Origin of the sequence: Shewanella sp. BJSY2023SW001 (genome assembly GCF_047314685.1) — a bacterium.
GTDB classification, from domain to species: Bacteria; Pseudomonadota; Gammaproteobacteria; order Enterobacterales; family Shewanellaceae; genus Shewanella; species Shewanella indica.
The window spans coordinates 51,891-74,842 of the sequence record NZ_JBKORF010000053.1; the positions used below are offsets into that span (position 1 = coordinate 51,891).

General features: G+C 52.1%; 26 protein-coding genes. 10 read left to right on the forward strand and 16 right to left on the reverse strand.

The genetic code is table 11. From position 1 onward, the window contains the following. Nucleotides 1-51 precede the first annotated feature (51 nt). Together rhlB and ACMHXH_RS12460 are read left to right on the forward strand one after the other, a co-directional pair. The gene (gene rhlB, locus ACMHXH_RS12455) at nucleotides 52-1,365 is read left to right on the forward strand and encodes an ATP-dependent RNA helicase RhlB (RefSeq protein ID WP_039034050.1); all 1,314 of its coding nucleotides are present in this window, start codon (nucleotides 52-54) and stop codon (nucleotides 1,363-1,365) included. Continuing rightward, a complete protein-coding gene (locus tag ACMHXH_RS12460) occupies nucleotides 1,366-2,286 on the forward strand; it encodes an exopolyphosphatase (RefSeq protein WP_039034051.1) in 921 nt (306 codons plus the stop codon). A 104-nt stretch (nucleotides 2,287-2,390) separates the two neighbouring features. On the opposite strand, the gene ACMHXH_RS12465 is transcribed toward ACMHXH_RS12460, so the two are convergent. From ACMHXH_RS12465 to ubiE, 11 genes are all read right to left on the reverse strand, one after another. Beyond that, nucleotides 2,391-2,927, reverse strand: a complete 537-nt coding sequence (locus ACMHXH_RS12465) for a thioredoxin family protein (protein ID WP_071475694.1) — start codon at nucleotides 2,925-2,927, stop codon at nucleotides 2,391-2,393. Nucleotides 2,928-3,129: 202 nt separating this feature from the next. Continuing rightward, complete coding sequence (hemB, locus tag ACMHXH_RS12470; RefSeq protein WP_039034053.1) at nucleotides 3,130-4,140, reverse strand: porphobilinogen synthase; 1,011 nt, start codon at nucleotides 4,138-4,140, stop codon at nucleotides 3,130-3,132. Continuing rightward, a complete protein-coding gene (locus ACMHXH_RS12475) occupies nucleotides 4,137-6,038 on the reverse strand; it encodes a diguanylate cyclase (RefSeq protein ID WP_335912305.1) in 1,902 nt (633 codons plus the stop codon). Before ACMHXH_RS12475 ends, hemB begins: the two co-directional genes overlap by 4 nt. After that, nucleotides 6,031-6,834, reverse strand: a complete 804-nt coding sequence (locus ACMHXH_RS12480; protein ID WP_039034055.1) for a TatD family hydrolase — start codon at nucleotides 6,832-6,834, stop codon at nucleotides 6,031-6,033. The genes ACMHXH_RS12475 and ACMHXH_RS12480 overlap by 8 nt, the downstream gene beginning before the upstream one ends. Further along, complete coding sequence (locus ACMHXH_RS12485) at nucleotides 6,831-7,346, reverse strand: hypothetical protein (protein ID WP_039034056.1); 516 nt, start codon at nucleotides 7,344-7,346, stop codon at nucleotides 6,831-6,833. The genes ACMHXH_RS12480 and ACMHXH_RS12485 overlap by 4 nt, the downstream gene beginning before the upstream one ends. Nucleotides 7,347-7,394: 48 nt before the next feature. After that, nucleotides 7,395-8,150, reverse strand: coding sequence for a twin-arginine translocase subunit TatC (gene tatC / locus ACMHXH_RS12490; protein ID WP_039034057.1), 756 nt, complete (start codon nucleotides 8,148-8,150; stop codon nucleotides 7,395-7,397). A 10-nt stretch (nucleotides 8,151-8,160) separates the two neighbouring features. Continuing rightward, the gene (gene tatB / locus ACMHXH_RS12495) at nucleotides 8,161-8,568 is read right to left on the reverse strand and encodes a Sec-independent protein translocase protein TatB (protein ID WP_071475672.1); all 408 of its coding nucleotides are present in this window, start codon (nucleotides 8,566-8,568) and stop codon (nucleotides 8,161-8,163) included. 6 nt (nucleotides 8,569-8,574) lie between these two features. Further along, nucleotides 8,575-8,820, reverse strand: a complete 246-nt coding sequence (gene tatA / locus ACMHXH_RS12500; protein ID WP_039034059.1) for a Sec-independent protein translocase subunit TatA — start codon at nucleotides 8,818-8,820, stop codon at nucleotides 8,575-8,577. Between the two features lie 59 nt (nucleotides 8,821-8,879). Beyond that, nucleotides 8,880-10,529, reverse strand: coding sequence for a ubiquinone biosynthesis regulatory protein kinase UbiB (gene ubiB, locus ACMHXH_RS12505; protein ID WP_162206873.1), 1,650 nt, complete (start codon nucleotides 10,527-10,529; stop codon nucleotides 8,880-8,882). After that, nucleotides 10,526-11,158, reverse strand: a complete 633-nt coding sequence (locus tag ACMHXH_RS12510; protein WP_144361975.1) for an SCP2 domain-containing protein — start codon at nucleotides 11,156-11,158, stop codon at nucleotides 10,526-10,528. Before ACMHXH_RS12510 ends, ubiB begins: the two co-directional genes overlap by 4 nt. 1 nt (nucleotide 11,159) lies before the next feature. Further along, complete coding sequence (gene ubiE, locus ACMHXH_RS12515) at nucleotides 11,160-11,915, reverse strand: bifunctional demethylmenaquinone methyltransferase/2-methoxy-6-polyprenyl-1,4-benzoquinol methylase UbiE (protein WP_039034062.1); 756 nt, start codon at nucleotides 11,913-11,915, stop codon at nucleotides 11,160-11,162. 12 nt (nucleotides 11,916-11,927) lie between these two features. Between ubiE and ACMHXH_RS12520 the strand changes: the two genes are divergently transcribed. Next, nucleotides 11,928-12,110: a hypothetical protein gene (locus ACMHXH_RS12520; protein ID WP_143078343.1), complete on the forward strand. Its 183-nt coding sequence runs from the start codon at nucleotides 11,928-11,930 to the stop codon at nucleotides 12,108-12,110. A 75-nt stretch (nucleotides 12,111-12,185) separates the two neighbouring features. On the opposite strand, the gene ACMHXH_RS12525 is transcribed toward ACMHXH_RS12520, so the two are convergent. Both ACMHXH_RS12525 and rraA read right to left on the reverse strand, forming a co-directional pair. Continuing rightward, entirely contained in the window at nucleotides 12,186-13,208 is a 1,023-nt protein-coding gene (locus ACMHXH_RS12525; RefSeq protein WP_144361976.1) for a formimidoylglutamase, read from the reverse strand. Nucleotides 13,209-13,316: 108 nt separating this feature from the next. Beyond that, entirely contained in the window at nucleotides 13,317-13,802 is a 486-nt protein-coding gene (gene rraA / locus ACMHXH_RS12530) for a ribonuclease E activity regulator RraA (RefSeq protein WP_025011574.1), read from the reverse strand. A gap of 334 nt (nucleotides 13,803-14,136) precedes the next feature. Between rraA and ACMHXH_RS12535 the strand changes: the two genes are divergently transcribed. The 3 genes from ACMHXH_RS12535 (at nucleotide 14,137) to ACMHXH_RS12545 (ending at nucleotide 16,117) form a co-directional block, all read left to right on the forward strand. Further along, nucleotides 14,137-14,379 (forward strand): YgjV family protein, encoded by a 243-nt coding sequence (locus tag ACMHXH_RS12535; protein ID WP_039034065.1) that lies wholly within the window; start codon nucleotides 14,137-14,139, stop codon nucleotides 14,377-14,379. A gap of 121 nt (nucleotides 14,380-14,500) precedes the next feature. Then, nucleotides 14,501-15,013 (forward strand): phosphatase PAP2 family protein, encoded by a 513-nt coding sequence (locus tag ACMHXH_RS12540; RefSeq protein ID WP_039034066.1) that lies wholly within the window; start codon nucleotides 14,501-14,503, stop codon nucleotides 15,011-15,013. 9 nt (nucleotides 15,014-15,022) lie between these two features. Next, nucleotides 15,023-16,117, forward strand: coding sequence for an MJ1255/VC2487 family glycosyltransferase (locus ACMHXH_RS12545; protein ID WP_052248053.1), 1,095 nt, complete (start codon nucleotides 15,023-15,025; stop codon nucleotides 16,115-16,117). 43 nt (nucleotides 16,118-16,160) lie between these two features. Here ACMHXH_RS12545 and ACMHXH_RS12550 read toward each other — a convergent pair whose 3' ends face one another. The 3 genes from ACMHXH_RS12550 to ubiD all read right to left on the reverse strand — a co-directional run bounded on the left by ACMHXH_RS12550 (nucleotide 16,161) and on the right by ubiD (nucleotide 18,942). Further along, a complete protein-coding gene (locus ACMHXH_RS12550) occupies nucleotides 16,161-16,541 on the reverse strand; it encodes a gamma-butyrobetaine hydroxylase-like domain-containing protein (protein ID WP_039034067.1) in 381 nt (126 codons plus the stop codon). 155 nt (nucleotides 16,542-16,696) lie between these two features. After that, nucleotides 16,697-17,395: an NAD(P)H-flavin reductase gene (gene fre / locus ACMHXH_RS12555; RefSeq protein ID WP_319619195.1), complete on the reverse strand. Its 699-nt coding sequence runs from the start codon at nucleotides 17,393-17,395 to the stop codon at nucleotides 16,697-16,699. 65 nt (nucleotides 17,396-17,460) lie between these two features. Next, nucleotides 17,461-18,942: a 4-hydroxy-3-polyprenylbenzoate decarboxylase gene (gene ubiD / locus ACMHXH_RS12560; protein ID WP_071475666.1), complete on the reverse strand. Its 1,482-nt coding sequence runs from the start codon at nucleotides 18,940-18,942 to the stop codon at nucleotides 17,461-17,463. Between the two features lie 326 nt (nucleotides 18,943-19,268). Between ubiD and ACMHXH_RS12565 the strand changes: the two genes are divergently transcribed. The 4 genes from ACMHXH_RS12565 (at nucleotide 19,269) to ACMHXH_RS12580 (ending at nucleotide 22,782) form a co-directional block, all read left to right on the forward strand. Beyond that, nucleotides 19,269-19,778, forward strand: coding sequence for a hypothetical protein (locus tag ACMHXH_RS12565; protein ID WP_052248054.1), 510 nt, complete (start codon nucleotides 19,269-19,271; stop codon nucleotides 19,776-19,778). Continuing rightward, complete coding sequence (locus ACMHXH_RS12570) at nucleotides 19,775-20,437, forward strand: SDR family NAD(P)-dependent oxidoreductase (RefSeq protein ID WP_039034070.1); 663 nt, start codon at nucleotides 19,775-19,777, stop codon at nucleotides 20,435-20,437. Before ACMHXH_RS12565 ends, ACMHXH_RS12570 begins: the two co-directional genes overlap by 4 nt. A 79-nt stretch (nucleotides 20,438-20,516) precedes the next feature. Beyond that, the gene (locus ACMHXH_RS12575; protein WP_335912304.1) at nucleotides 20,517-21,359 is read left to right on the forward strand and encodes a thermonuclease family protein; all 843 of its coding nucleotides are present in this window, start codon (nucleotides 20,517-20,519) and stop codon (nucleotides 21,357-21,359) included. 175 nt (nucleotides 21,360-21,534) lie between these two features. Further along, nucleotides 21,535-22,782 (forward strand): malic enzyme-like NAD(P)-binding protein, encoded by a 1,248-nt coding sequence (locus ACMHXH_RS12580; RefSeq protein ID WP_215773854.1) that lies wholly within the window; start codon nucleotides 21,535-21,537, stop codon nucleotides 22,780-22,782. Nucleotides 22,783-22,952: the final 170 nt, after the last annotated feature.

The window sequence follows — 22,952 nt, forward strand, 5'->3', positions numbered from 1 at the left end:
ATTTCAAACGATCGAGTATCTTATTGCAACCCTAACTGGTATGCTTGCGCTATGAGCGAAACACATTTATCTCAACAAAAATTTGCCGAACTGCCACTACATCCTGAAGTAATTCAGGCGCTTGCAGAAAACGGTTTCGAATATTGTACGCCTATTCAGGCACTTTCCCTGCCGGTACTTTTGCAGGGCAAGGATATCGCCGGTCAGGCGCAGACAGGTACGGGCAAGACCCTGGCCTTTCTGGTAGCAACTTTTAACCATTTACTTTCAACCGATATTCCCGCCGAACGCCAACTTAATCAGCCCAGAGCCATCATTATGGCACCAACCCGGGAACTGGCGATTCAGATAGCCAAAGATGCCACCTTGCTGTCCAAACACACCAAACTCAAGGTGGGGATTGTCTATGGCGGCGAAGGCTATGATGCCCAGCGCAAGGTGCTGGACAAGGGCGTGGATATCCTGATTGGTACTACAGGACGCATTATAGATTATGTGCGTCAAGGGGTTATCAACCTCAGTTCCATTCAGGCGGTAGTGTTGGATGAAGCGGATCGCATGTTTGATCTGGGCTTTATCAAAGACATTCGCTTCCTGTTCCGCCGTATGCCGGATGCCAAAGACAGGCTCAACATGCTGTTCTCGGCTACCTTGTCGATGAAGGTGCAGGAGCTGGCTTATGACCATATGAATGATCCGGTCAAAGTCGAAATTGCACCGGAAGAGAAGACCTCAAAAAACATCAAGGAAGAGCTGTTCTATCCTTCGATGAAGGACAAGATCCCACTGCTGCTTACCCTGATAGAGGAAGATTGGCCGGATAAGGCGATAGTCTTTGCCAACACCAAGCATCAGTGTGAGAACCTCTGGGGCTGGCTCGAAGGAGATGGTCACAGAGTCGGTCTGCTGACCGGTGACGTGCCACAGAAGAAACGTCTTAAGATCCTGGAGCAGTTCACCAAGGGTGATCTGGATATTTTGGTGGCCACAGACGTCGCAGCCCGTGGCCTGCATATTTCTGATGTGTCCCATGTCTATAACTTCGACCTGCCTGATGACTGTGAAGACTATGTTCACCGTATCGGTCGTACCGGCCGCGCCGGTGCCAAAGGGGTTTCAGTCAGCTTTGCCTGTGAAGAATACGCCCTCAACCTGCCGGCTATCGAAGACTATATCAAGCACTCGATTCCGGTAACCTCTTACGATGCCGAAGCCTTGCTCGATGATATTCCTGCACCGGTTCGTATCCATCGTAAGCATGCCGGACCGCGTAATACCCGCGATCGCGGTCAGGGACGTCCTCAGGGAGCTCATCGTAGCGGTGGTCGTCCACCTCGTCACGACAGGACCCGCAGACATTCCTGAATGCCGAAACCCGCCTACGCCGCCATAACCCTTGGCTCCAATAGCTTCAATATGCTGGTTGCCCGTACCGTCGGCGGCCAGCCCAAGGTTCTTGCCAAATACAAACGTAAGGTGAGGTTGGCCGAGGGAATTGAGGCCGATGGCAGTCTTAATCAGGCGGCATTCGAACGAGGCCTCGATTGCCTGGCGATGTTCGCCAATATGCTTGTCGAGCATCAAGTTGGTGATGCCAATGTGGCTGTTATTGCTACCGCAACTCTTCGATGTATCAGTAATTCAGATGAATTCAATCGTCGTGCCCTGCAAATATTGGGGCACCCGATAGAGATCATCTGCGGTATGCGCGAAGCCGAACTTATCTATCAAGGCATGGTGGCGACCACTCATGGTGAAGGGCGACGCCTGGTGATAGATATAGGTGGCGCCAGTACCGAGTTTATTGTGGGTGACGGTGAAAAGGTGCTGTTTAAAACCAGTCTGCCCATAGGCTGTGTCACCTATAATCAATGCTTTTTCACCTCTGCCCCCCTGCAACCGCTGGACTTTGACGATGTGCGAGCCAAGGTGGAGCAGGCCTTGGCTGAACACAAATCGACTTTGAAAGCGCTGGGCTGGCATTCGGTGGTCGGTGCTTCCGGAGCAGTGCAGTCAGTGGTTGAAGTGTTGCAGCACAGGCAGGAGTCGGAAACCCTGACCCTGACGGTACTGGAGTCGTTGAAACAGGAGTTGCTTGCGCAGGAGAGCCTAACTTTGGATAGCATAAGTGGCCTTTGTCCCGAGCGGGCGCCGACCTTTGCATCCGGAGTTGCCATCTTGCTGGCGCTGTTTGAACTTTTGGGTATTGAACGCCTGCATTTATCCGGCGGCGCTTTGCGTGAAGGGGTGCTGCAGATGTTGGCCAAACGGCAGTTTGCAGAATAAGCACAATTAAAAAAGGACCTTAACCAGGTCCTTTTTACTATCTCATTTTTTTGTTGCTACAGTCCGAGTGCACCTTAGGTTACGCGGCATAGTGGCTTGAAAGATTACTCGAGGATCTTGGCTAGATCCTGCTCCAGAGATACTTCCGGGCGTTCAACGATACGGCCAATCTCTTTGCCATCCTGAAGCACAATAAAGGTTGGGATCCGCTGGAAGTCATATTGAGCGGCCAAGCCTTCCGGATCCTGTTTCTGGCGATCTACCCCGATATAACGCACTTGGATATTAGGGTTGGCTACTTGCTCCATGATGCGGATAAAGCGCGGTGTTTCTCTGTGGCAGTCCGGGCACCATGTACCTATGATGACGACAATTTCTGTGGCTTTCTTGACCGCTTTTACTGGAGCCAATACCTCTGCTTCTACCTGATAACTTTGATAGCCACTGCTGAATTCGGGTAATTCTGTCACCAGTTTCTGTGCTTCGACTGCGCCCGTTAAGATCACTTCCTGTTTCTCCTCGCTGCAGGTGGCGATAAAGCCTTCCTGTTTGTCTTCGAAACCACAACCGCCATTGGCCATAACCTGGCAACTGAAGAATAACGCGGTGGTGGCGAGTAACGCTTTTACATTCTGGTGCATCATACTACCTCGGGTGGGGTGACTCCATACCTTGATTCAACCATTGGTGAGGGATATCGCAAAGAGACAAACACTATGTATGTTAGCAAGATCACTAAATAATTTTGATCTGAACAAAGAGGTTTTTCAACGAGGGAGTGGATTCTTGCCGGGAATGAGACAAATACAAAAAGCCGCCTTGAAGGCGGCTTTGGAGTTCAATTTACTTGGCGTCTTTCAGCCATTGGGCGGCCTGCTTGGCAAAGTAAGTGAGAATGCCATCGGCGCCGGCGCGTTTGAAGCACAGCAAAGATTCCATCACTATGGCTTTTTCTGCCAGCCAGCCGTTTTGAATTGCTGCCATATGCATGGCGTATTCACCGCTGACCTGATAGGCAAAAGTCGGTACACCCAGTTCGGTTTTGACTCTGCGCACTATATCCAGATAAGGCATGCCTGGCTTCACCATCACCATATCGGCGCCTTCCTGAATATCCAGGGCGACTTCATGCAATGCTTCGTCCGAGTTGGCCGGATCCATTTGATAGCTGTGCTTGTTACCGCCTTTGAGGTTGCCGGCAGAGCCGACCGCATCGCGGAAGGGGCCATAGTAGTTGGAGGAATACTTGGCGCTGTAAGCCATAATCTGAGTGTTGACGTGGCCTGCGGCTTCGAGTGCCTGACGTATGGCACCTATGCGGCCATCCATCATATCTGAAGGGGCTACCATATCTGCACCGGCTGCGGCGTGGGACAGTGCCTGTTTCACCAGAATTTCTGTGGTGATGTCATTAATGATGTAACCGGTCTCATCTATGATGCCGTCTTGTCCATGAGTGGTGTAGGGATCCAGTGCGACATCTGTCATCACGCCCAATTGAGGGAACTCGGCCTTGAGCTCTCGAACGGCTCGTTGCACCAAACCGTCAGGATTGTAGGCTTCTTCGGCCATCAGAGACTTTTTCTCCGCCGGTGTTACCGGGAAGAGGGCAATCAAAGGGATACCCAGCTCTACCAGCTCTTCGGCTTCTTTGAGCAGCAGATCTATGCTGTAACGCTCAACGCCCGGCATGGAGGCTACAGATTCGGTACGCTTGTTACCTTCGAGCACAAACATGGGGTAGATGAGATCATTGACTGTCAACAGGTTCTCAGCCATCAGGCGGCGGCTGAACTCATGCTTGCGCATACGGCGCATACGACGCTGTGGGTAGGCACTGGTAATTATGTTCACTTTGGGCTCCTGGCTGGATCTGAAAGGGTATCTTGCTCGGGATCAAAGGCGTAGACCCGATCCCTGCCTGAATTCTTGGCGCAATACAGTGCCTTGTCGGCTTGCTCCAGCAACTGGGTGATGTGCATATCCGACTCTATAATGGCGACACTGACGCCGATACTGGCGGTCAGAGGGATTGTCTGTTTATCCCAGCTGACATCCAAGGCCGAGATGGCGTGACGTATCTGTTCTGCCACACTCAGGGCCCCGATAGTATCAGTATTAGGCAATATAATAGCAAACTCCTCACCACCAAAACGTGATACCAGATCACTTGGGCGCCTGAGGATATTCTTGAGGGTATTGGCAATACTTTTAAGGGTTTGATCGCCGGCCAAATGGCCATGGGTGTCGTTAATGGTCTTGAATCTGTCTATGTCCAGCATCAGCAGTGCCAGCGGCGTCTGTTGTCGGCGGCTGATGCGCCCTTCGGCCTGCAGACGCTTGTCGAAGGTGGAGCGGTTTTTGACCCCGGTAAGGCTATCTATAGTGGCCTTTTCGGTGAGCTTCTGGTTGGCCTCATTCAGCTCTCTGAGCGCTATTTCCAGCTCCAGAGTGCGTTCTTGTACCATACGTTCCAGCTTCTCGTTACTCTCGGCTTCCATTCTAAGGGTTTCTTCTCTGGCTTCGCGGATCCGTTCCGCCTGTCTCAGAGCTTCCTGTTGAATTCTTTGCTTGGCTTTGCGTTCATCGTTGTAGCGTATCGCCAACACTGCCGCCATAAATACGACTTCGAAGGTGAGCCCCAATAGCACCGGCGTTTGTGGCATCAGGGGTAGCTTTAAAATACCCAGATACATGAAACAGGAGACGAAGATCCCCAGCGTCATCCCGCTCCAGGATACTGTGTAGAGTTTGGCGAGTTTATTGCCGCGTATCGCCTGCAATATGCTGAAAAACAGTAGCATCAGGCTCACAGACATGACTGAGACTATCTCAATATAGATGGCGAGTGCGTAATCAAGCAGTATAGTGGCGAAAATCAGCAGTATGGCGCTGGCCGCCGTATAGCGACAGGCCCTCAACATACGGATACTGTGGTATTTGAGCTGTAATACCTTCTCGGTAAAGAGTATCCCAAAGGCAATCACCAGAGGGACCAACGAAGGGATAACATATTGTTGCAGCTGCGGCACATTGGGCCAAAGATAGCGAAAGGCCGTACCATTGATGCAGGCAACCAATAGCGTCATGGTCAATACATAACCGGCATAATAGCTGTAACTGAAGGAGCGGGTTGTTAGGGCGATAAACAATGCAAACAAGCCTATAGCGGCCAGGGCGCCTAACTGTATGCCATTGAGCATATTGCGGGTTTCCTGGCTTTGTAGCAGCGCGTATGGCTCCCAAAGGTGAATAGGCAGATAGCTGCTGCCAGCGGTGGTCAATTTGAGCCAGAATTGGTGCTGTTCCTGCTGTTTGATGTTAAAGGCATAGAGGAAGCTGGTACTCAATATGCTTCTGTGGCCAAAGGCCTGGGTATCTCCCAATGTTAGCTGACGCTGGAGACGACCATCGATGTAGTGGTAGATCTCCAGCTTGTCCGTACTGGGGTTATTAAAGGCCAGTATTCTGTTGAAATGGCCCGGCTCTTTGGCATAAAGGCTGAAGTTGAACCAGAGGCCATCGGCGCCCATCTCGATAAAGTTGTAGTCATTGGCTGGATGCCAGGCGGTATCCGGTAAATTCTGTACCTGGTTGAGGCGACTATCAGCGCCTTGCTCTGTGACTCGGGTGCTGGGGCGCAGATCCAAATCCAGCCCTTCGGTTGCAGAAACCGCGACTCTGGGTTCGGCAGCAAGAGTGAGAGACAGTAAACTCAAGAAGAGCAATAGAATGGAGTAGGCATTAGCCATGAATGCTCTCCAGCTTAAAGAAACGCAAGCTGTTGCTAAAGCACTGGCGCGCAAGACTCTCCAGCGACTGACCTCGGATGTCGGCGACAGCTTGGGCTATGTAAGGCAGATACTTGGGCTCATTGCGGCCCGATTTCGGCTTGGGTCGCATGCTGCGTGGCAGTAGATAGGGACTGTCGGTTTCCAGTAATAATCTGTTGTCCGGGATTAATGGCAGAGCGCTGACCAGATCTTGTCCACGGCGTTCGTCACAAACCCAACCCGTTACGCCCAGGTACAGATCCCTGGCAATATAGTCTTCGGCCTGTTTGGGGCCGTCGGTAAAGCAGTGCAGTAGCGCTGCCGGAAGGGCTTCCAGATAGTCATCCAGAATAGCCAGAAAATCATCATGGGCGTCGCGCTGATGCATCAGTACCGGGTATTGCAGTTCTACCGCCAGAGCCAACTGGGACTCAAAGGCCTGGCGTTGCTGCTGGCGCGGCGAAAAGTCTCTGTTGTAGTCCAGGCCGCATTCCCCTATGGCAACCACGCCCGGTTGCCTGGCCAGTTGTTTCAGTTCGGCGGCGCTCTTCGTCTGCCACTCGCTGGCATGATGAGGGTGGACACCTACTGTGGTGTAGACTTTTTGGGGATATTGCCGGCAAACCTGGATGCAGCTTCGGCTTTCATCCAGATGGCTGCCAATAATGATAAGCGGCGAGACGCCTTCGCCTGCCGCTTCATTGATAACTCGATTGAGATCTTGTTCCAGGTGGCTGCCAATTAGATTGACAGCGATATCCAGGTATTGATTCACTGCAGACGCTTGACCCTGATAGTGCTGTTGCGCCCTTCAGTTCCCAACAGGAATGAGCCTAAGGCGGCTTTTTCGATATAAACCTTCTGCCCGGATTTCAGGCGGAAATTGCGGCTGTCGGTTTGTTTCCAAACCTGACCGTTACTGAAGCTGATTTTGAGGGCACCATAGGGGTCTTTATCGACCTCGCTGATGGTCAGGAAAATCTTCGCAACTTCATTTTTCTTGCTGGTCTGGATAGTGGATTCCAGGTTATCGGCACCGAAGTCGGCCGCAGGATCGGCCTGAACACTCTTGGCCACAGGCGCAGCGGCAACTACAGTGGTTGCTTCGGCAGCACTAACTTGGCTGGCTTTTACATGAGAGACTTTGGCAGCCAGCTCATCGTAGCAGATGAGCCGGTCGAGTTTATCAGTTAGGGAGGCACATTGAGCCAATTCCTGCTCGATACCGGCCTGAGCCTGAAAACAAAGCAGTGCAGCAGTAGAGGCAGCAATCCAGGTTAAACGCATGAATATCATCCTTCTTTTATTCTTGTTATTGCCCTTGCTGCCTGCTGATTATGCCTGTTTTTCTTCGGTTTCATCCTCGTCTGATTCATCCGAAGCCTTGCTGTAAAAACGGGCAGCCAAGAGTCCACCTTCAAACAATAACAGCATTGGCACGGCCAGCATAGTCTGAGAGATGACATCAGGCGGTGTTAGCATCATGCCCACCACAAAGGCACCGACAACGATATAGGGGCGTTTAGCTCTTAGGTCTTCCGGAGTCGTGACACCGGCCCAGCACAACAAAATCACGGCGACCGGGATCTCGAATGCCAAACCAAAGGCAAAGAACAGCTTCAGAATAAAGCTCAGATAACTGCTGATATCGGTTGCTACCTGAACCCCTTCCGGAGCCACACTGGTAAAGAAGCCGAATACGACCGGGAATACTACATAGTAGGCAAAGGCGATCCCCAAATAAAACAGCAGAGTACTACTGAATAAGAGCGGAACTACCAGACGTTTTTCATGTTTATACAGTCCGGGCGCGACAAAGGACCAGATCTGAAATAGCACATAGGGCACCGCAATAAAAAAAGACAGTACCAGTGTTAGTTTAAAGGGAGCAAAAAACGGCGCGGCCACATCCGTTGCAATCATACTGCCGGTATCCGGCAAAGACTGCATCAATGGGATCGCCATATAGTGATAGATATCATTGGCCCAGTAAACCAGGGCAATAAACACGATAAGCACACTTGCAATGGCTTTGAGCAGTTTAGTGCGCAGTTCAAGCAAGTGGCTGATTAATGGCTGCTGTTGCGACATGCGTTACCCATTATTTAGTGTCAGTACCTGTCGGCTTGGGAGCCGTCTCGGTGGCAGGTGTTTTCTCCTCGACAGCGGCTTCTGCCTTGGGGGATTCCTGGGCTGGAGATTTGCTGTCTTCAACCTGATAGGGACGGTTAACCGATTGGGCCGCCTCTCTCAGTTGATCGATAGATTCCTGCAGTTCCGGAGACAGATTGCTGAGGCCCTTGCTCTCGGCCTTCTTCAGGTCTGCATGTAACTGCTCGATCTTGAGCTCCTGCTCAAGTTCATCTTTGACCGAATTAGCCATGCGTTTCATGGCACGGATCCAGCCGGTAATTGAACGTACCGCTACCGGGAGACGTTCGGGGCCGAGAACGACCAGCCCCAATACCCCGATGAGCAGCAGCTCCATAAAGCCGATACCATCGAACATAGGGAATTACGCCTGTTCTTTGTCCTTGGACTCAGGCTTCTTATCAGTCGCCTGTGCTTTGGGGTCTGCCTGAGTGTTCTGTGCAGAAGTGTCCTCGATGGCCTTCTTGTCCTCGTCACTGGACATGGCATTTTTAAATCCTTTAACTGCTCCGCCGAGGTCGCCGCCCAGTGAACGCAGCTTCTTGGTGCCGAACAGCAGCACTACAATTAACGCGATGATGAGAAGTTGCCAAATACTGATACCACCCATGAAGGTTTCCTCTTAGATAATCTTGGTTCAATTATGAACCTTTAATTAAAATGTACTAATTAAAATTTCTTAATTTTAGGCCTGGATCGCCATCCAACAAACCATAGGATTGCTCCGACCCCAATACTGACATAGGACGGCCACAGTGTAGCGTCCTGACTGAGTGAAATCGTGCCACAGATCAACAAAATTGCGGATGTGATTAACAAATAATTACTCTTGTGTGCTTTTTGCTGGTGTTTAAGATACTTATCCAACATCTGCTGCTGAGCTCCAAGGAGATTACGCCCCAGCTTCAGATTGTCATATATCAGTTCCGGAATCTCTGGAAGTTTATCAGACCAGAAGGGCAATTGTGTTTGCACTTTTTTGAACATTGCCTTGGGGCCGACCTGTTCTGCCATCCACTGCTCAAGGAAAGGCTTGGCCGTTTGCCACAAATCCAGTTGAGGATAAAGCTGACGTCCCAAGCCTTCGATATAGAGCAAGGTCTTTTCCAGCAAGACCAACTGCGGCTGTACCACTATATGGAAGCGGCGGGCGGTGCGAAACAGTTCCAGCAGCACATGGCCGAAGGAGATCTCATCCAGCGGCTTGTTGAACATGGGTTCACACACCACTTTAACCGCTTGCTCAAAGGCCTGAATGTCGGTATCGGCTGAAACCCAACCGGATTCCACATATAGTTGGGCGATACGGCGGTAATCACGGTTGAAAAAGGCGAGAAAGTTTTCTGCCAGATAGCGTTTATCCGTGTCGTTAAGTGTTCCCATAATGCCGCAGTCCAGACCTATATAGAAAGGATCTTCCGGGTGCTCACGGGAAATAAAGATGTTGCCCGGGTGCATGTCGGCGTGGAAAAAGTTATCGCGAAATACCTGGGTAAAGAAGAGTTCCACCCCACGCTCGGCCAACAGCTTGAGGTTGGTGCCCTGGGCCTTGAGCGCGGCGATGTCCGACACCGGGATCCCCTCGATACGTTCCATCACCATCAAGCGCTGATAGCTCAGTTCTTCATAAACATAGGGAATATAGAGGGCGTTGGAGTCGATAAAATTGTTGCGCAGCTTGACTGTATTGAGCGCTTCCAGTTTAAGGTTGAGCTCCCCCAAAATGGTAGTGCGGTAGTCTTCCACCACTTCGGCCGGGCGCAGGCGGTTATCCGGGCCGAGAATGGTTTCCAGCAGCTTGGCACTCTGGCTCATCAGCTGTAGGTCGGCGAGAATGTTTTGCTCTACATTGGGGCGTAATACCTTGAGGACCACAGGTTTGCCGTTGGACTTGAGCGTTGCCGTATGCACTTGGGAAATAGATGCCGAGGCCAGCGGGGTATCGTCAAAGTCGTCAAACAGGGTTTCTATGGGGGCTTTGAGCTCGGCCTCAATAGCTTCTCGTGCCAGCTTGGAGTCAAATGGCGGGACTCTGTCCTGCAACATGGCCAATTCATGGGCCCATTCATCACTGAGCAGATCGCGACGGGTGGAGAGCATCTGGCCGAACTTGATATAAACCGGCCCCAACTCTTGCATAGCCAGTTTCAGACGTTCACCACCGGCCTTGGATTTATGTTTGTTGCGCAGCCAAAACAGACTGCGACGCCAGAGTTTAAAGTACCAAGGGGTCAACTTTTTCGGCAACAGCTCGTCCAAACCATAATGCAGGGCAATGCTGATAACCTGATATCCTCTCTTGATACTGGCGAAACTCATGGGCTTTTCTTGTCCTTCAAATTGGCGAGTCGTTGTTCTAAGGCGTCCGTGGCGGCCGCAAGCTCGTCAATTTTGTCGCAATGGTGAATAAATTCAAGCCGATGAGGGGCTAATTTGTACTCTTCGGTGGTTAATTGCGCCAGATGGGACTGGGTCTTGTTAAACACCCGGCTTAAATCTGCCCTGGCTCGTTCCAGACCGCTCAATAATATATGCGTCGGGGCATCGCCCAGATAACGGGACAAAGGCTCGGCAAAGTCGAATCTGACCTGTTGCAGGAAATGGCTGAATGTTTGCAGCAGAGCGAGTTCCCCTTCGATGACCAGCTTATCTTGCTTGATAAGCTCGGTGAGACTCTCGCCTTCGCCCAGGCGATAGAGAGTGGTGGCATCGGCCTTGACGGTTACCGCCACCTCGCCCTCATAGCTGGAAAGCACCTGAATTTTCTTGGCAAACACCAGATAAAGCGGCCAATTCAGTTGACTGAGCTGCAGACACAGGACTTTACCGTGCAGCGATTTCAGCCGGGCATATTCGTCTTCGGCTTGGCCGGTGACTTTCTCTAGTGCCATCTCCAGAGCGGCGCAGCACAACAGCCGCCACTGGGATGTCAGGCTCAGCTCATTCATCTCAGAACTTATAGCCTCGATGCAGAGCCACTACGCCGTCGGTCATATTGATGTAATCCACCTGCTCCAGGCCGGCGTCCAGCATCATCTGCTTCAGAGTTTCCTGATCCGGGTGCATACGGATGGACTCGGCCAGATATTCGTAGCTGTCGGCATCTTTGGCAACCAACTGACCCATCTTGGGCAGGATCTTGAATGAATACAGATCATAGGCCTTGCGCATGATCTCATGCTGTGGCTTGGAGAACTCCAATACCAACAATTTACCACCCGGCTTGAGCACTCGTTGCATTGAGCGCAGCGCCGCGTCTTTGTCGGTCACATTACGCAGGCCAAAGGCGATGGTGATGATATCGAAGTGATTGTCCGGAAAGGGCAGCGCTTCGGCGTTGGCCTGTACGTAATTGACGTTGCCCACAATGCCCTTGTCGCGTAGTTTGCTGCGGCCAACTTTGAGCATGGAATCATTGATATCCGCCAGAATAACCTGGCCCTTGTCACCCACCAGGTGCGAGAATTTGGCGGTCAAATCACCTGTGCCACCGGCCAGATCCAATACCTTCATTCCCGGACGGGCACCGGCGCACTCTATGGTGAAGCGTTTCCAGAATCTATGGATACCAAAGGAAGCGACATCGTTCATGATGTCGTATTTAGCGGCAACGGAATGGAAGACTCCGGCTACCAGGTCGGCCTTCTTTTCAGCTTCGACAGTTTTATACCCGAAATGTGTACTCTTTGGTGAGCCTTCAGACATCAGTGTATTCCTATGACTAACTTGTATTGCAGCGAGTGTAAGCTATTGGTGCGGCTTGCTGAATCTTTGCGCGGCCAAGCTGTGATCGCCGCAGTAAAAAACGCTGTTGGCCCCGTGGCCAGACTGCGCATTAGACCACAATATCTGCCGGGGGTGAATAGCCCCAGCCGCCATAGCATTGCCGATGGCGGCTGAACTTCGCTGTGTCTTCCTGCCCATTCGGGCATAGGCAAGCTTGGCGTCGTTAAAGCAAAAAGAGTGGAGTTGCATTCAGACCTGTTTGGCCTGTAGGTAGGCGTAAATTAGTTCGGCAAGGCACTGACCCACGGCCTTATAGCCTGCGGCCAGGCCTGCATCGTGGCATGCCGGGGCGCCTTCTGCCAGATGCAGATAAACACTTTGGGTGTGGCGCGCCATATGGCTGACATAATGCGCCGCATCCAACAAAGGAATACCGGCAACGGTTGAGGCACTGGAGGGCATCTGGGTTACGGCATCCAGATCCAGCTCTATGGCTACCGGCAGCCCCGTATGACGCAGCTGGCGGGCAATATCGCTCAGAGCCTTCTCCAAGCTCAGCTCGCGACGTACCCAAATCTGCTGCAGGCTGTGCCAGCTGCCACCAAATGCCGTAAGTTGTTCCAGATTGGCTTCACTGTTTTTCAGTTCATGCAGCCCGAGCACATGATAATGCCCCAGGGCGCCGTTGGCCGCCGCATAACTGAAACCATTGCCACTGTGGCGGCCTTCCCGCAACCTGAAGTCTGAATGAGGATCCAGGTTGACCGCTGCCAGCGGCTTGGATAATGCCGCCCGGGCGGCGCTGAGTAAGCCAAAAGCGTTGTTGTGGCCACCGCCGATGACGATAGGCTCAAGTCCGGCGGCAAAAACCGGGGTTAGGGCCTCTATAACCTGCTGATCCAGCGACTCCACCTCTTGTCTGAGTTGCTGACAATCATTGGCAGCATTGGCAACCGGGATGATCTCCCCCAGCAGCAGGCATTCTTCACCACTTAAAAAGCGGTTGGACTGCAGGTTAAGCAGCGCCGGCAACATGGCGTCAAAGGCCTGGTTGGCGCCGCCTTGTCCCAGATTAGCTCTGGGCCCAAGATCTTCCTTGATACCTATGATGGCAAAACGGGCGCCTGCGGCTTTGGCCTGAGTCAGCGCATCCATATAGCTTGCCGCGCTTGGCAGCAGGCGCACTTTCTGACCCAGACGGGTTTCACCTTCTCTGGGGCTGAAAGATTGAGCTAACTTGGTTTGCGTGATGGGGGAGAGCGGCAGTTCCATAGAGTTTCCCTTTCTCTGACGGGGCAATAACAGCCTCTATTTTGGCCTACGTTGAGCAAAAGGCAACAAAAAAGCCGGCAGAAGCCGGCTTTGGTTCAACAGTGAATATCAGTCGATATCCAAGGGTTCAGGAGACAGAATTACCCCTGTGTTATCGGCATAGATATGATCGCCCGGCAGGAAGGTAACACCACCGAAGTTCACCGGAATGTCCACTTCACCAATGGCGTTGCCGTCGGCACCAACAGGAATGGAGGCCAGAGCCTGGATACCTATATCCAGTTCTTCGAGGGCATCGACATCACGCACGCTACCGTAAACGATAATGCCTTCCCAGTTGTTATTGACCGCAACCTCGGCAATCGAGGCATCGATCAGAGCCCGGCGCAGAGAACCCCCGCCGTCTACCAGCAGAACCTTTCCTTCGCCATCGTCCTGCAATACATCGAGAATGAGGCCGTTGTCTTCGAAACACTTGATGGTGCTAATGGAGCCGCCAAATGAACTGCAACCGCCGTAGTTGCTGAACATAGGCTCGACGACATCGACAACATCCAGGTACATGTCACAAAGTTCTGAGGTGTTGTATTCCATATTTACACTCCTGTTGAACCGCAAGGTCTGACAAGACCGCGGGATAACGCACTAAGTGCCAGTATATAAGGGATTCTTGAAAAGAAAAGTGTTATCAATCACGGTATTGCTGGATTTTCTTTTTGTTAACATTTGTGTGGTAATATTTCGCAGCTAGTGTATAAATCTGCGCCGTTTTTTGATGTGAGTCATTAAATAACGTATTTTTATTACAACTATGCTGTGGCTTTTGTTAATATAAGCACCATTCAAACTTACTTAACTTTAACCTGCTTTAGGGGCACGGATCCCCCGTCAGGCTTATGGACGGCAGAGAGCCTGAACGAGGTGCCTTATGGAAGCTCTTAACACAATTGAAATCATTGGCTATTTTGCCTCCATTATGGTGGCCATTTCTCTGATGATGAAGGACATTATCTGGCTGCGTTGGATCAACTTTAGCGGTTGTACCCTGTTCGTGATTTACGGTGCGGCGATTTCTGCCTGGCCGGTAGCAGGTATGAACGCTTTTGTGGCTTGTATTAACGTCTATCATTTGATCAAAATTTATCGTGGCCGGGCGGCAATCACTGCCTGATGTCATAAAAGCTTAGGGCAGGTGTCACCTGCCCGTCACACCCCTTGACTAAGCTCTTTACTGCTACACAGATTGGAGTCCTTGACCTGGCTCCCTACTGTCCACAGAAGGAGCCTCAGCCATGTTTGCCTACCTTGCTGAACTCGATCTTCGAACATTTCGTGCGCTGACACAATTTGGCCGCAAACATGATCTGGAAACCTGTGCTCTCAAGTTTTCTGCATCAGGTAATGGCCCGCTTTACCTGTGTCTGGCGCTGCTCATGTTGCTGGAGCAGGATGGGTCACGTTTCTTCGCCTTGTTGCTGTTGGCGTACGCTGTGGAACTGCCTTTGTATCTGCTGCTGAAAAATGCCATTCGTCGTAAACGTCCATGCCATCAGGTTCTGGTGGGCTTCAGGGCCAGCTTTGAGCCCTCTGATAAATTCAGTCTGCCGTCCGGCCATACGGCGGGGGCTTTCGTGTTCGCCAGTGCGGTATGGCAAATTTATCCTCAAATGGCACTGCCGGTATTCATCTGGGCGGGCCTGGTTGGAGTTTCCAGAGTGTTTCTCGGTGTTCACTACCCTCTCGACATCCTGGCGGGGGCTCTTTTGGGCAGCAGTGCCACTCTCATAGCTGCAGTTTGGATATAAGGATAATCAATGCGAATACTTTACGGTGTTCAGGGCACAGGGAATGGCCATTTGAGTCGCGCTAGAGTTGTAGCCAAGGCCTTGGCAAAGCACGATATTCAAGTTGACTATTTATTCAGCGGTCGCCAGCCGCAGCAGTTTTTTGATATGCAGGCCTTCGGCGATTACCAGGTTTGTGCCGGGTTGACTTTTATTACTCAAAAGGGGCAGGTCAGCATCCCCAAGACAGTGCTGCACAATTCTGCCATTGAGCTTTGGCGGGACATTCGTGAGTTGGATCTCAGTGGCTATGATCTCTTGCTCAATGACTTCGAGCCGGTTTCGGCCTGGGCTGCCAGGCGCCAGGGAGTGCCCAGTATAAGCATCAGCCATCAAGCTTCCCTCAGATATCCGGTGCCCAAGGTGGGGAACTCTTGGTTCAATAACTGGTTGCTGGAGAACTTTGCCCCGGTGGATCAGGCATTGGGGTGTCACTGGCATCATTTTGGTTACCCGATATTGCCGCCCTTTGTCGATGTCAGTCGTGGCGCCGTGGAACATTCGCACGATATTTTGGTATATCTGCCGTTTGAGAGCTCACAAGCTATCACCGAGTTGTTGCTCCCTTTCCATGACTACCGTTTTATGGTGTATCACAGCCAGGCTGCGCCAGTTGCTTTACCTGAGCATATTCTGTGGCATGGTTTTGATCGTGAAGGCTTCAAGGCCGATCTCGCCAGCTGCGGTGGGGTGATAGCCAATGCCGGATTTGAACTGGCCAGTGAAGCCCTGACTCTGGGCAAAAAACTTCTGGTTAAGCCCTTGCTTGGGCAGTTTGAACAGCTGTCTAATGTGGCCGCCCTCGAGTTGCTGGCAGCGGCCGACAGTATGATGACGCTGGAGCCGCAAACGGTGAAACGTTGGCTCAAACGGGGTAGCCCTGAGCCGATTAACTACCCGGATGTGGGCGATCTGCTGGTGCCTTGGCTGTTGGCCGGCAACTGGCAGGATAGCCAATCACTGTGCCGGGAGTTGTGGCAGCAGGTGACGTTGCCCGATACCTGGTTTTCCAAGCAGGATGCCAGGGCACTCAGCGGGCTGCCTTTGGGCTCGCTGATCCGCTAGCAAAGGTTAGAATAGGCGCTCGTGGAACCTGTTTGTACCTTCCTCAGTTATATTTGATATTCATGCTGATCAGGGCTTCGCGGCTGCCCTTTTCGGCGCGCAGCCTAGCCAGATACTGTTCCCAGAGTTCAGTTTGTTGGGTGCAGAGCTGGTGCAGCATCTGCCAGGAATAGAGGCCGGTATCATGGCCGTCGTCAAAAATCAGCTTCACTGCATAATTGCCAACCGGCTCGATGGCGCTGATATTGACCTCTTTCTTGTGAGTCACCAGCTTGGGGTTGCCATGGCCGTGTACTTCGGCCGACGGAGAGTGAACCCGCAGAAATTCGCAGCTCAGCTGATACTGACTGCCATCATCGAAGCCTATCTCGAGCAGTTTGGATTTACGTTTCAGTTTCAGTGATGTGACTTGAGGATGACTCATGGGAACTCCATTGTGTCCGGGGTTGCTGTGTATCTGTTTATTCTATGTCAGAGCGCTTGGACTGTGCACCCCGGTGGATGAGAGCTGACACACATTAATGGTGGCAAAAATAGCGGCCGCATGCAGCGACCACTATTGGATAAAGATGAAGGCGGTTATTTGATAAAGGCGAAGGCATCGCCGTAGAGGTGGGCTTCATCCAGTCCCATCTCGCGGAATTGTTCACGCGCAGCCCCGACCATGTCGAAACGACCGGCGATATAGATGTCATAGCCTACCAGGCTGACAAAGTCTGAACGTATCTGCGCCAGTAGATTAGCTTTTTTCCCAGCCCAGTCGGCCTCGGCCTGTTCGACTACAGGCACGAAATGCAGCCAGGGGTGCGCTTGATGCCACTCTCTGGCGATGGCTTCGTAGTACATGGCTTCAGGGTTGCGGCAGCCCCAATAGAGCAGGGTTTCAACTTTTTGCCCCAGGGCGATTTGCTGCTCTACCAGGCTCTTGATATAGGAGAAGCCAGTACCACCTGCAACCAGTAGTCTGGGTCTGACACTCTGGTGTCTGAGGAAAGCTTCACCGCCCGGGGCTTCGATATCGATATGACTGTTGTTTCTCAGTCGCTCGACCACCTGCATGGGATAGCTCTCGCTGACGGCTGCGCCTATGTGAAGTTCTATGAGTTCGCTGCCGGGGGCCGAAGCTATGGAGAAGGGACGCTTGTCTTTCTCACCCATTACCACGCACAGGTACTGACCAGCCTTGAATTCCAGCGGTTTTTCGGGGCGCAGCAATACCTGGTACACAGCGTCATTAAATGGGGCAACTTTCTCTATCTTACAGCGGATGCTATTCATTGAACTTCCTTTTTACCTCTCTGTTGAAGGCTTATTTTCATAATGGCTAACGCAGTTATTGCGAATTATAGGGTCGCTTGGTCTTCTATGCCCAACTGTTCCCAAATCTCGTCCACCCGCTGTTTAACCTCTTGGTCCATCACTATTGGGGTACCCCATTCGCGGTTGGTCTCACCTTCCCACTTATTGGTGGCATCCAGGCCCATCTTGGATCCCAGTCCCGCCACGGGCGAAGCGAAATCCAGATAGTCAATGGGGGTGTTGTCTATCATCACTGTGTCGCGGCTGGGATCCATCCGAGTGGTTATGGCCCAGATAACGTCCTGCCAATCGCGGCAATTCACGTCTTCATCGACTATGACAATAAACTTGGTATACATAAACTGACGCAGGAAAGACCAGGCTCCCATCATCACCCGCTTGGCATGGCCGGGATATTGTTTGCGGATGGAGATCACCGCCATCCGGTAGGAACAACCCTCCGGTGGCAGGTAAAAGTCGACGATTTCCGGATACTGCTTGCGCAGGATAGGAACGAAGACCTCATTGAGGGCAACCCCGAGCATGGCCGGTTCATCCGGTGGCCTTCCTGTGTAGGTGCTGTGGTAGATGGCGTCTTTTCTGTGACTGACATGAGTCACGGTAAACACAGGGAAACTGTCAGTTTCATTGTAATAACCTGTGTGATCACCGTAGGGGCCTTCCACCGCCATCTCCTCGGGATCGATATAACCTTCGAGAATGATTTCGCTGGTGGCCGGTACTTCCAGATCGCAACTCAAGGCCTTGACCACTTCGGTACGCTCACCGCGCAGCAGCCCGGCAAAAGCATATTCGCTCATGGCATCGGGCACTGGCGTGACGGCGCCGAGAATGGTGACAGGATCGCTGCCCAGAGCCACTACCACAGGATATTTTTCACCTGGATGTTGCTGTTTAAAGTCGGCAAAGTCCAACGCGCCGCCTCTGTGTGACAACCAGCGCATGATCAGCTTGTTCTTGCCCAGCAGTTGCTGGCGGTAGATCCCCAGATTCTGGCGTTTCTGTCTCGGCCCTTTGGTTATGGTCAAACCCCAGGTCACCAGCGGTGCAACATCGCCGGGCCAGCAGTGCTGAATGGGCAGGGCGGTCAGGTCAACCTGATCGCCTTGCAACACCACCTCTTGGCAAGGGGCGTTACGCACTGTCTTGGGTGGCATGTTCAGCGCTTGTTTGAACATGGGGATCTTGGCTATGGCATCCTTGAAGCCCCTGGGGGGCTCGGGCTCCTTGAGAAACGCCAGCAGTTCGCCCACGTCCCGCAGCGCCATGGGATCATCCTTGCCCAGGGCCATGGCGACCCGCTTCGGAGTACCGAAGAGGTTCACCAGCACGGGCATCTGTTTGCCCTTGGGGTTTTCAAACAACAGAGCCGGGCCACCGGCGCGCAGTACCCGATCGGCTATTTCGGTCATTTCAAGATAAGGATCAACCGGATAGCTGATACGCTTGAGCTCACCCTGACTCTCAAGGTGATCGATAAAACTGCGTAAATCCTTAAAACTCATGTGGAAATAGCCTCGCTGCCGAATGCATTAATGGCGCGCACTATAGCATTAATCCGCGCAACGGTTAACTGCTAAGGAAAGTGCAAATAACTCCTCGTGGCACTCTGGCTTGCAGATTAATCGGCGTTCAAGGCCTCTGGCAGCAAGCATGCCGGGGCCTGTCGAAGTCGGATCCTGCCAGAGATTGCTGCCGCGGCCAGAGATGACCAGGTAACCCTTGGCTGAATGTACGCTGAGTCATCTTTATTTCGCCTGCGATTCTGTGATGAATCCGGGAGTAAGCCGTAGTAGCATGAAAGCTGCGGGCCTTGAAGCCTGGAGGTTATATGAAACGAGCTATTTTCCTGAGTCTGATACTGATGAGTTTGCCACAGGTGGCTGCTGCCTGGGATAACTCCCATACTGAGCGCCACTATCAGAGTGATATTCATAGAGAAGATTATAACCGCTACCATAACCATGGCTCACGGAGTCACTGGGGCCTGTATTGGGGCGTTAACAATCCCTGGCTATCGCCCTGGCGTTATGACCCATGGAATCGCTGGCAGTGGGATGATCCTTGGTACAGAGATCGCTGGCAGCGTCCCTATGTATATCGCAGGCAACCCAAGCCGGAGCCAGTGGTGGTTGCGCCACCGCAGCGAGTAACGACTCACTTCGAAACCTTGGCAGATACAGAGAGTCGCGCCAGCCTACCGGCCAATGCCAGGGTGATACAAGAAGCTAATCGCACCTTGTATCAATGGCAAGGCAAGACCTATCAATTTGACTGGCAAAGCCAAACCTATCGGCCTCTGCCGCAATCCCCATCTGAAGTTGGAGAACAAAACAAATGAAATTGATCACAGGGGCCAGCAGTGGCTTGGGGGCTGCGCTGGCGAGACGCTATCATGCTGAAGGTGAGTCCTTGCTGTTAACCGGCCGCAGTGAACAGAGGTTGCAACAGTTGGCGGCAGAGTTGCCCGGTGTCAGTTACCAAACAACAGATTTAACCAATCCAAGCGCGATTGAGGCTCTGCTCGATAGCTTAGGCGAGGCCCCTGAAATGCTGCTGCACTGCGCCGGCAGCGGCTGCTTTGGTAACCTGGAAACTCAGTCTCCGACTGATATCAAGGCTCTTATCGACAATAATCTGCTGTCCACTCTGCTGTTGCTCAGAGCCATGCTGGCTCGTTGGCGGCAAGAGAGCATGACACTGGTGATTGTCATGTCTACCGCGGCGCTGCAACCCAAGGCAGGAGAGAGCAGTTACTGCGCGGTAAAATGGGCCGTCAGAGGCATGCTGGAGTCCCTGCGCTTGGAGCTCAAGGGTAGCAAGATAAAGCTGATAGCCGTCTACCCCGGCGGAATGGCAACCGGTTTTTGGCCCAGCAGCGGTAAGTTGGTGGATACGTCGAGCTTTATGACTGCCGATGAAGCGGCAGGCATGCTAAGTAACGCCTTACAAAACTGCGTTCATGGTTATGTTTCGGATATCACCTTGAGCCGAGGCTAGCAGGCTGCATTAAAAGTTAAAAAGGATTTTGCACTGTGAGTCGGGGCGGCCAAGAAGAAACACTGCCAAGGGAGGCGCTATGATATCTCAATGGAACCATACTAACTCAGGCTTGGGCACTCGCTTTTGGCTCGGTCGTTACTTGATGAATTGCCTGTTGCTGCTGGGCAGTTTGCTGTCTTTGGGATCGGCGCAGGCCAGCATAGCCGACAACTTGTGTATTCCCTATACAGCCAGCGAAAAGGTCACACTCGCTTATATCAATGATGGCGATACCCTCACACTCAAAGATGGCCGCCTGATACGCTTGATAGGTGTTAATGCTCCTGAGATAGATCATCAGTATCCGGGGCTCTCTCAACCCTACAGCATGGAGGCCAGGGCCTTTGTCGCCTCTAAGCTCAAAGTGGGTGATGAGCTGGCGCTGATGTTTGGCCCAACCAAGTTGGATCCCTATGGTCGCACCTTGGCCTATGTCTTTACTCCGAATGGATTATTGTTGCAGCAGGAACTACTGCAACAGGGTTTTGCGATGGCCAGGGTCTACCAGGAACATCCATTTTGGGAATGCTTTGCCGAGTTGGAGCAGCAAGCGCGCACTCAGAATGCAGGCTTGTGGCAGTTTGAAGACTATGCGCCCAAGGCGACTTCGGCTATCGGTCAGCAGGATTTAAATCACTACCGGCTGGTCAGAGGTGTGGTGACAGATTTTGAAAGAAAGGGACAGTATTTGTGGCTTATTCTGGACGATAACTTCTATGTTGGCATACCTCAGGCCGGATCTGGTAATTTTAGCAAGGTTTTAGCGCTGAACTCGCTCAAAAGAGCCGTTGTGGTGCGGGGTAAGTTGTATTTTTCCTACAGAAAGTGGCAGATTATCGTCAGCCATCCTTCACAGATAAGTTTCGAAAATCCCCCTTAGAAGCAAAATACCTGACTTAAGTGGAAAATTTGCCATATACTGTTTTAAAATCGCGCCTTTTCGCGTATCTTTAGCGCCTTGTGATTTGAGTCACTGTGAAAGGAATTTTGCAGTGATCCAGACCTGTGTTTGTACGGTTTTTACTTAATATCATTCCGCATTTCAGGATTTTAAAATGACAGATTTCCGTCAAAAAGCGCTCGATTACCATGAGTTCCCCGTTCCAGGCAAAACCGCAGTGATGCTGACCAAGCCCGCCGAGACCAGTATGGATTTGGCTTTGGCCTATAGCCCTGGGGTGGCAGAACCGGTACGTGAAATCGCTTCCAATCCTGCCAATGCGTACAGATACACCAACAAGGGCAACACGGTTGCTGTAATCTCCAACGGCACCGCCATTTTGGGGCTGGGTAACCTCGGCCCCTTGCCATCCAAGCCGGTAATGGAAGGAAAGGCTTTGCTGTTCAAGCACTTTGCCAATATCGACGCCACAGATATCGAAGTAAAACACCGCACAGCTGAAGAGTTTATTCATACGGTCGAAGCGATTGCCGACTCCTTTGGCGGTATCAACCTGGAAGATATCAAGGCGCCAGAGTGCTTTGAAATTGAGCGTGAACTGATCGAGCGCTGTCAGGTTCCTGTGTTTCATGATGATCAGCACGGTACGGCAATTGTCACCGCTGCCGGGATGATCAACGCCCTCGAGATCCAGGGCAAGAAGCTTGAAGAAGCAGTGTTTGTCTGTATGGGCGCAGGCGCAGCGGCTATCGCCTGTATGAGCATGTTGGTCAAGTGTGGTGCCCAGCGTGAAAATGTCTACATGCTGGATAGAAAGGGCGTGATTCATACTCGCCGCGAAGATCTCAACGAGTACAAGGCGCTGTTTGCCAACAACACAGACAAGCGCACCTTGCAGGATGTGATCAAGGGGGCTGATGTGTTCCTGGGGCTGTCTGGCCCAGATGTTCTCGGCGCTGAGGAAGTGGCCATGATGGCCGAGAAGCCGGTGATCTTCGCCTGCTCCAACCCGGATCCCGAGATCAAGCCTGAGCTGGCCCATGAGATACGTAAGGATCTGATCATGGGAACCGGTCGCAGCGACTATCCCAACCAGGTCAACAATGTGCTTTGTTTCCCATTCATCTTCCGTGGCGCCCTGGATGTGCGTGCCAGCCGCATCAATGATGAGATGAAGATAGCCGCGGTTTACGCCATTGCCGAACTGGCCAAGGAGCCAGTGCCTGAATCTGTGTTGGCGGCTTATCCCAATGTCAACGAGTTGAGCTTTGGCCCTCAGTATGTGTTGCCCAAGCCGATGGACCCAAGGTTGCTGCCTAAAGTCGCCAAGGCTGTGGCACAAGCAGCCATAGACTCTGGGGTGGCGCAGATAGACACACTGCCGCAATACCCGGAAGTCTGATAGCAGCTTTATTCCAAAGGGGCCTTGTTGGCCCCTTTGTTGTTTTTGCAAGGCAAACGGGGCATTTTCTGGTCTATGCTGCTTGTTGGTTGCCTTTTGCGTATGGCTGCTGAATAATCAGCAAGTTGAGTTCCCGCAGTGAGGCGGCTCACCCCCAAGAAGAAGAATAA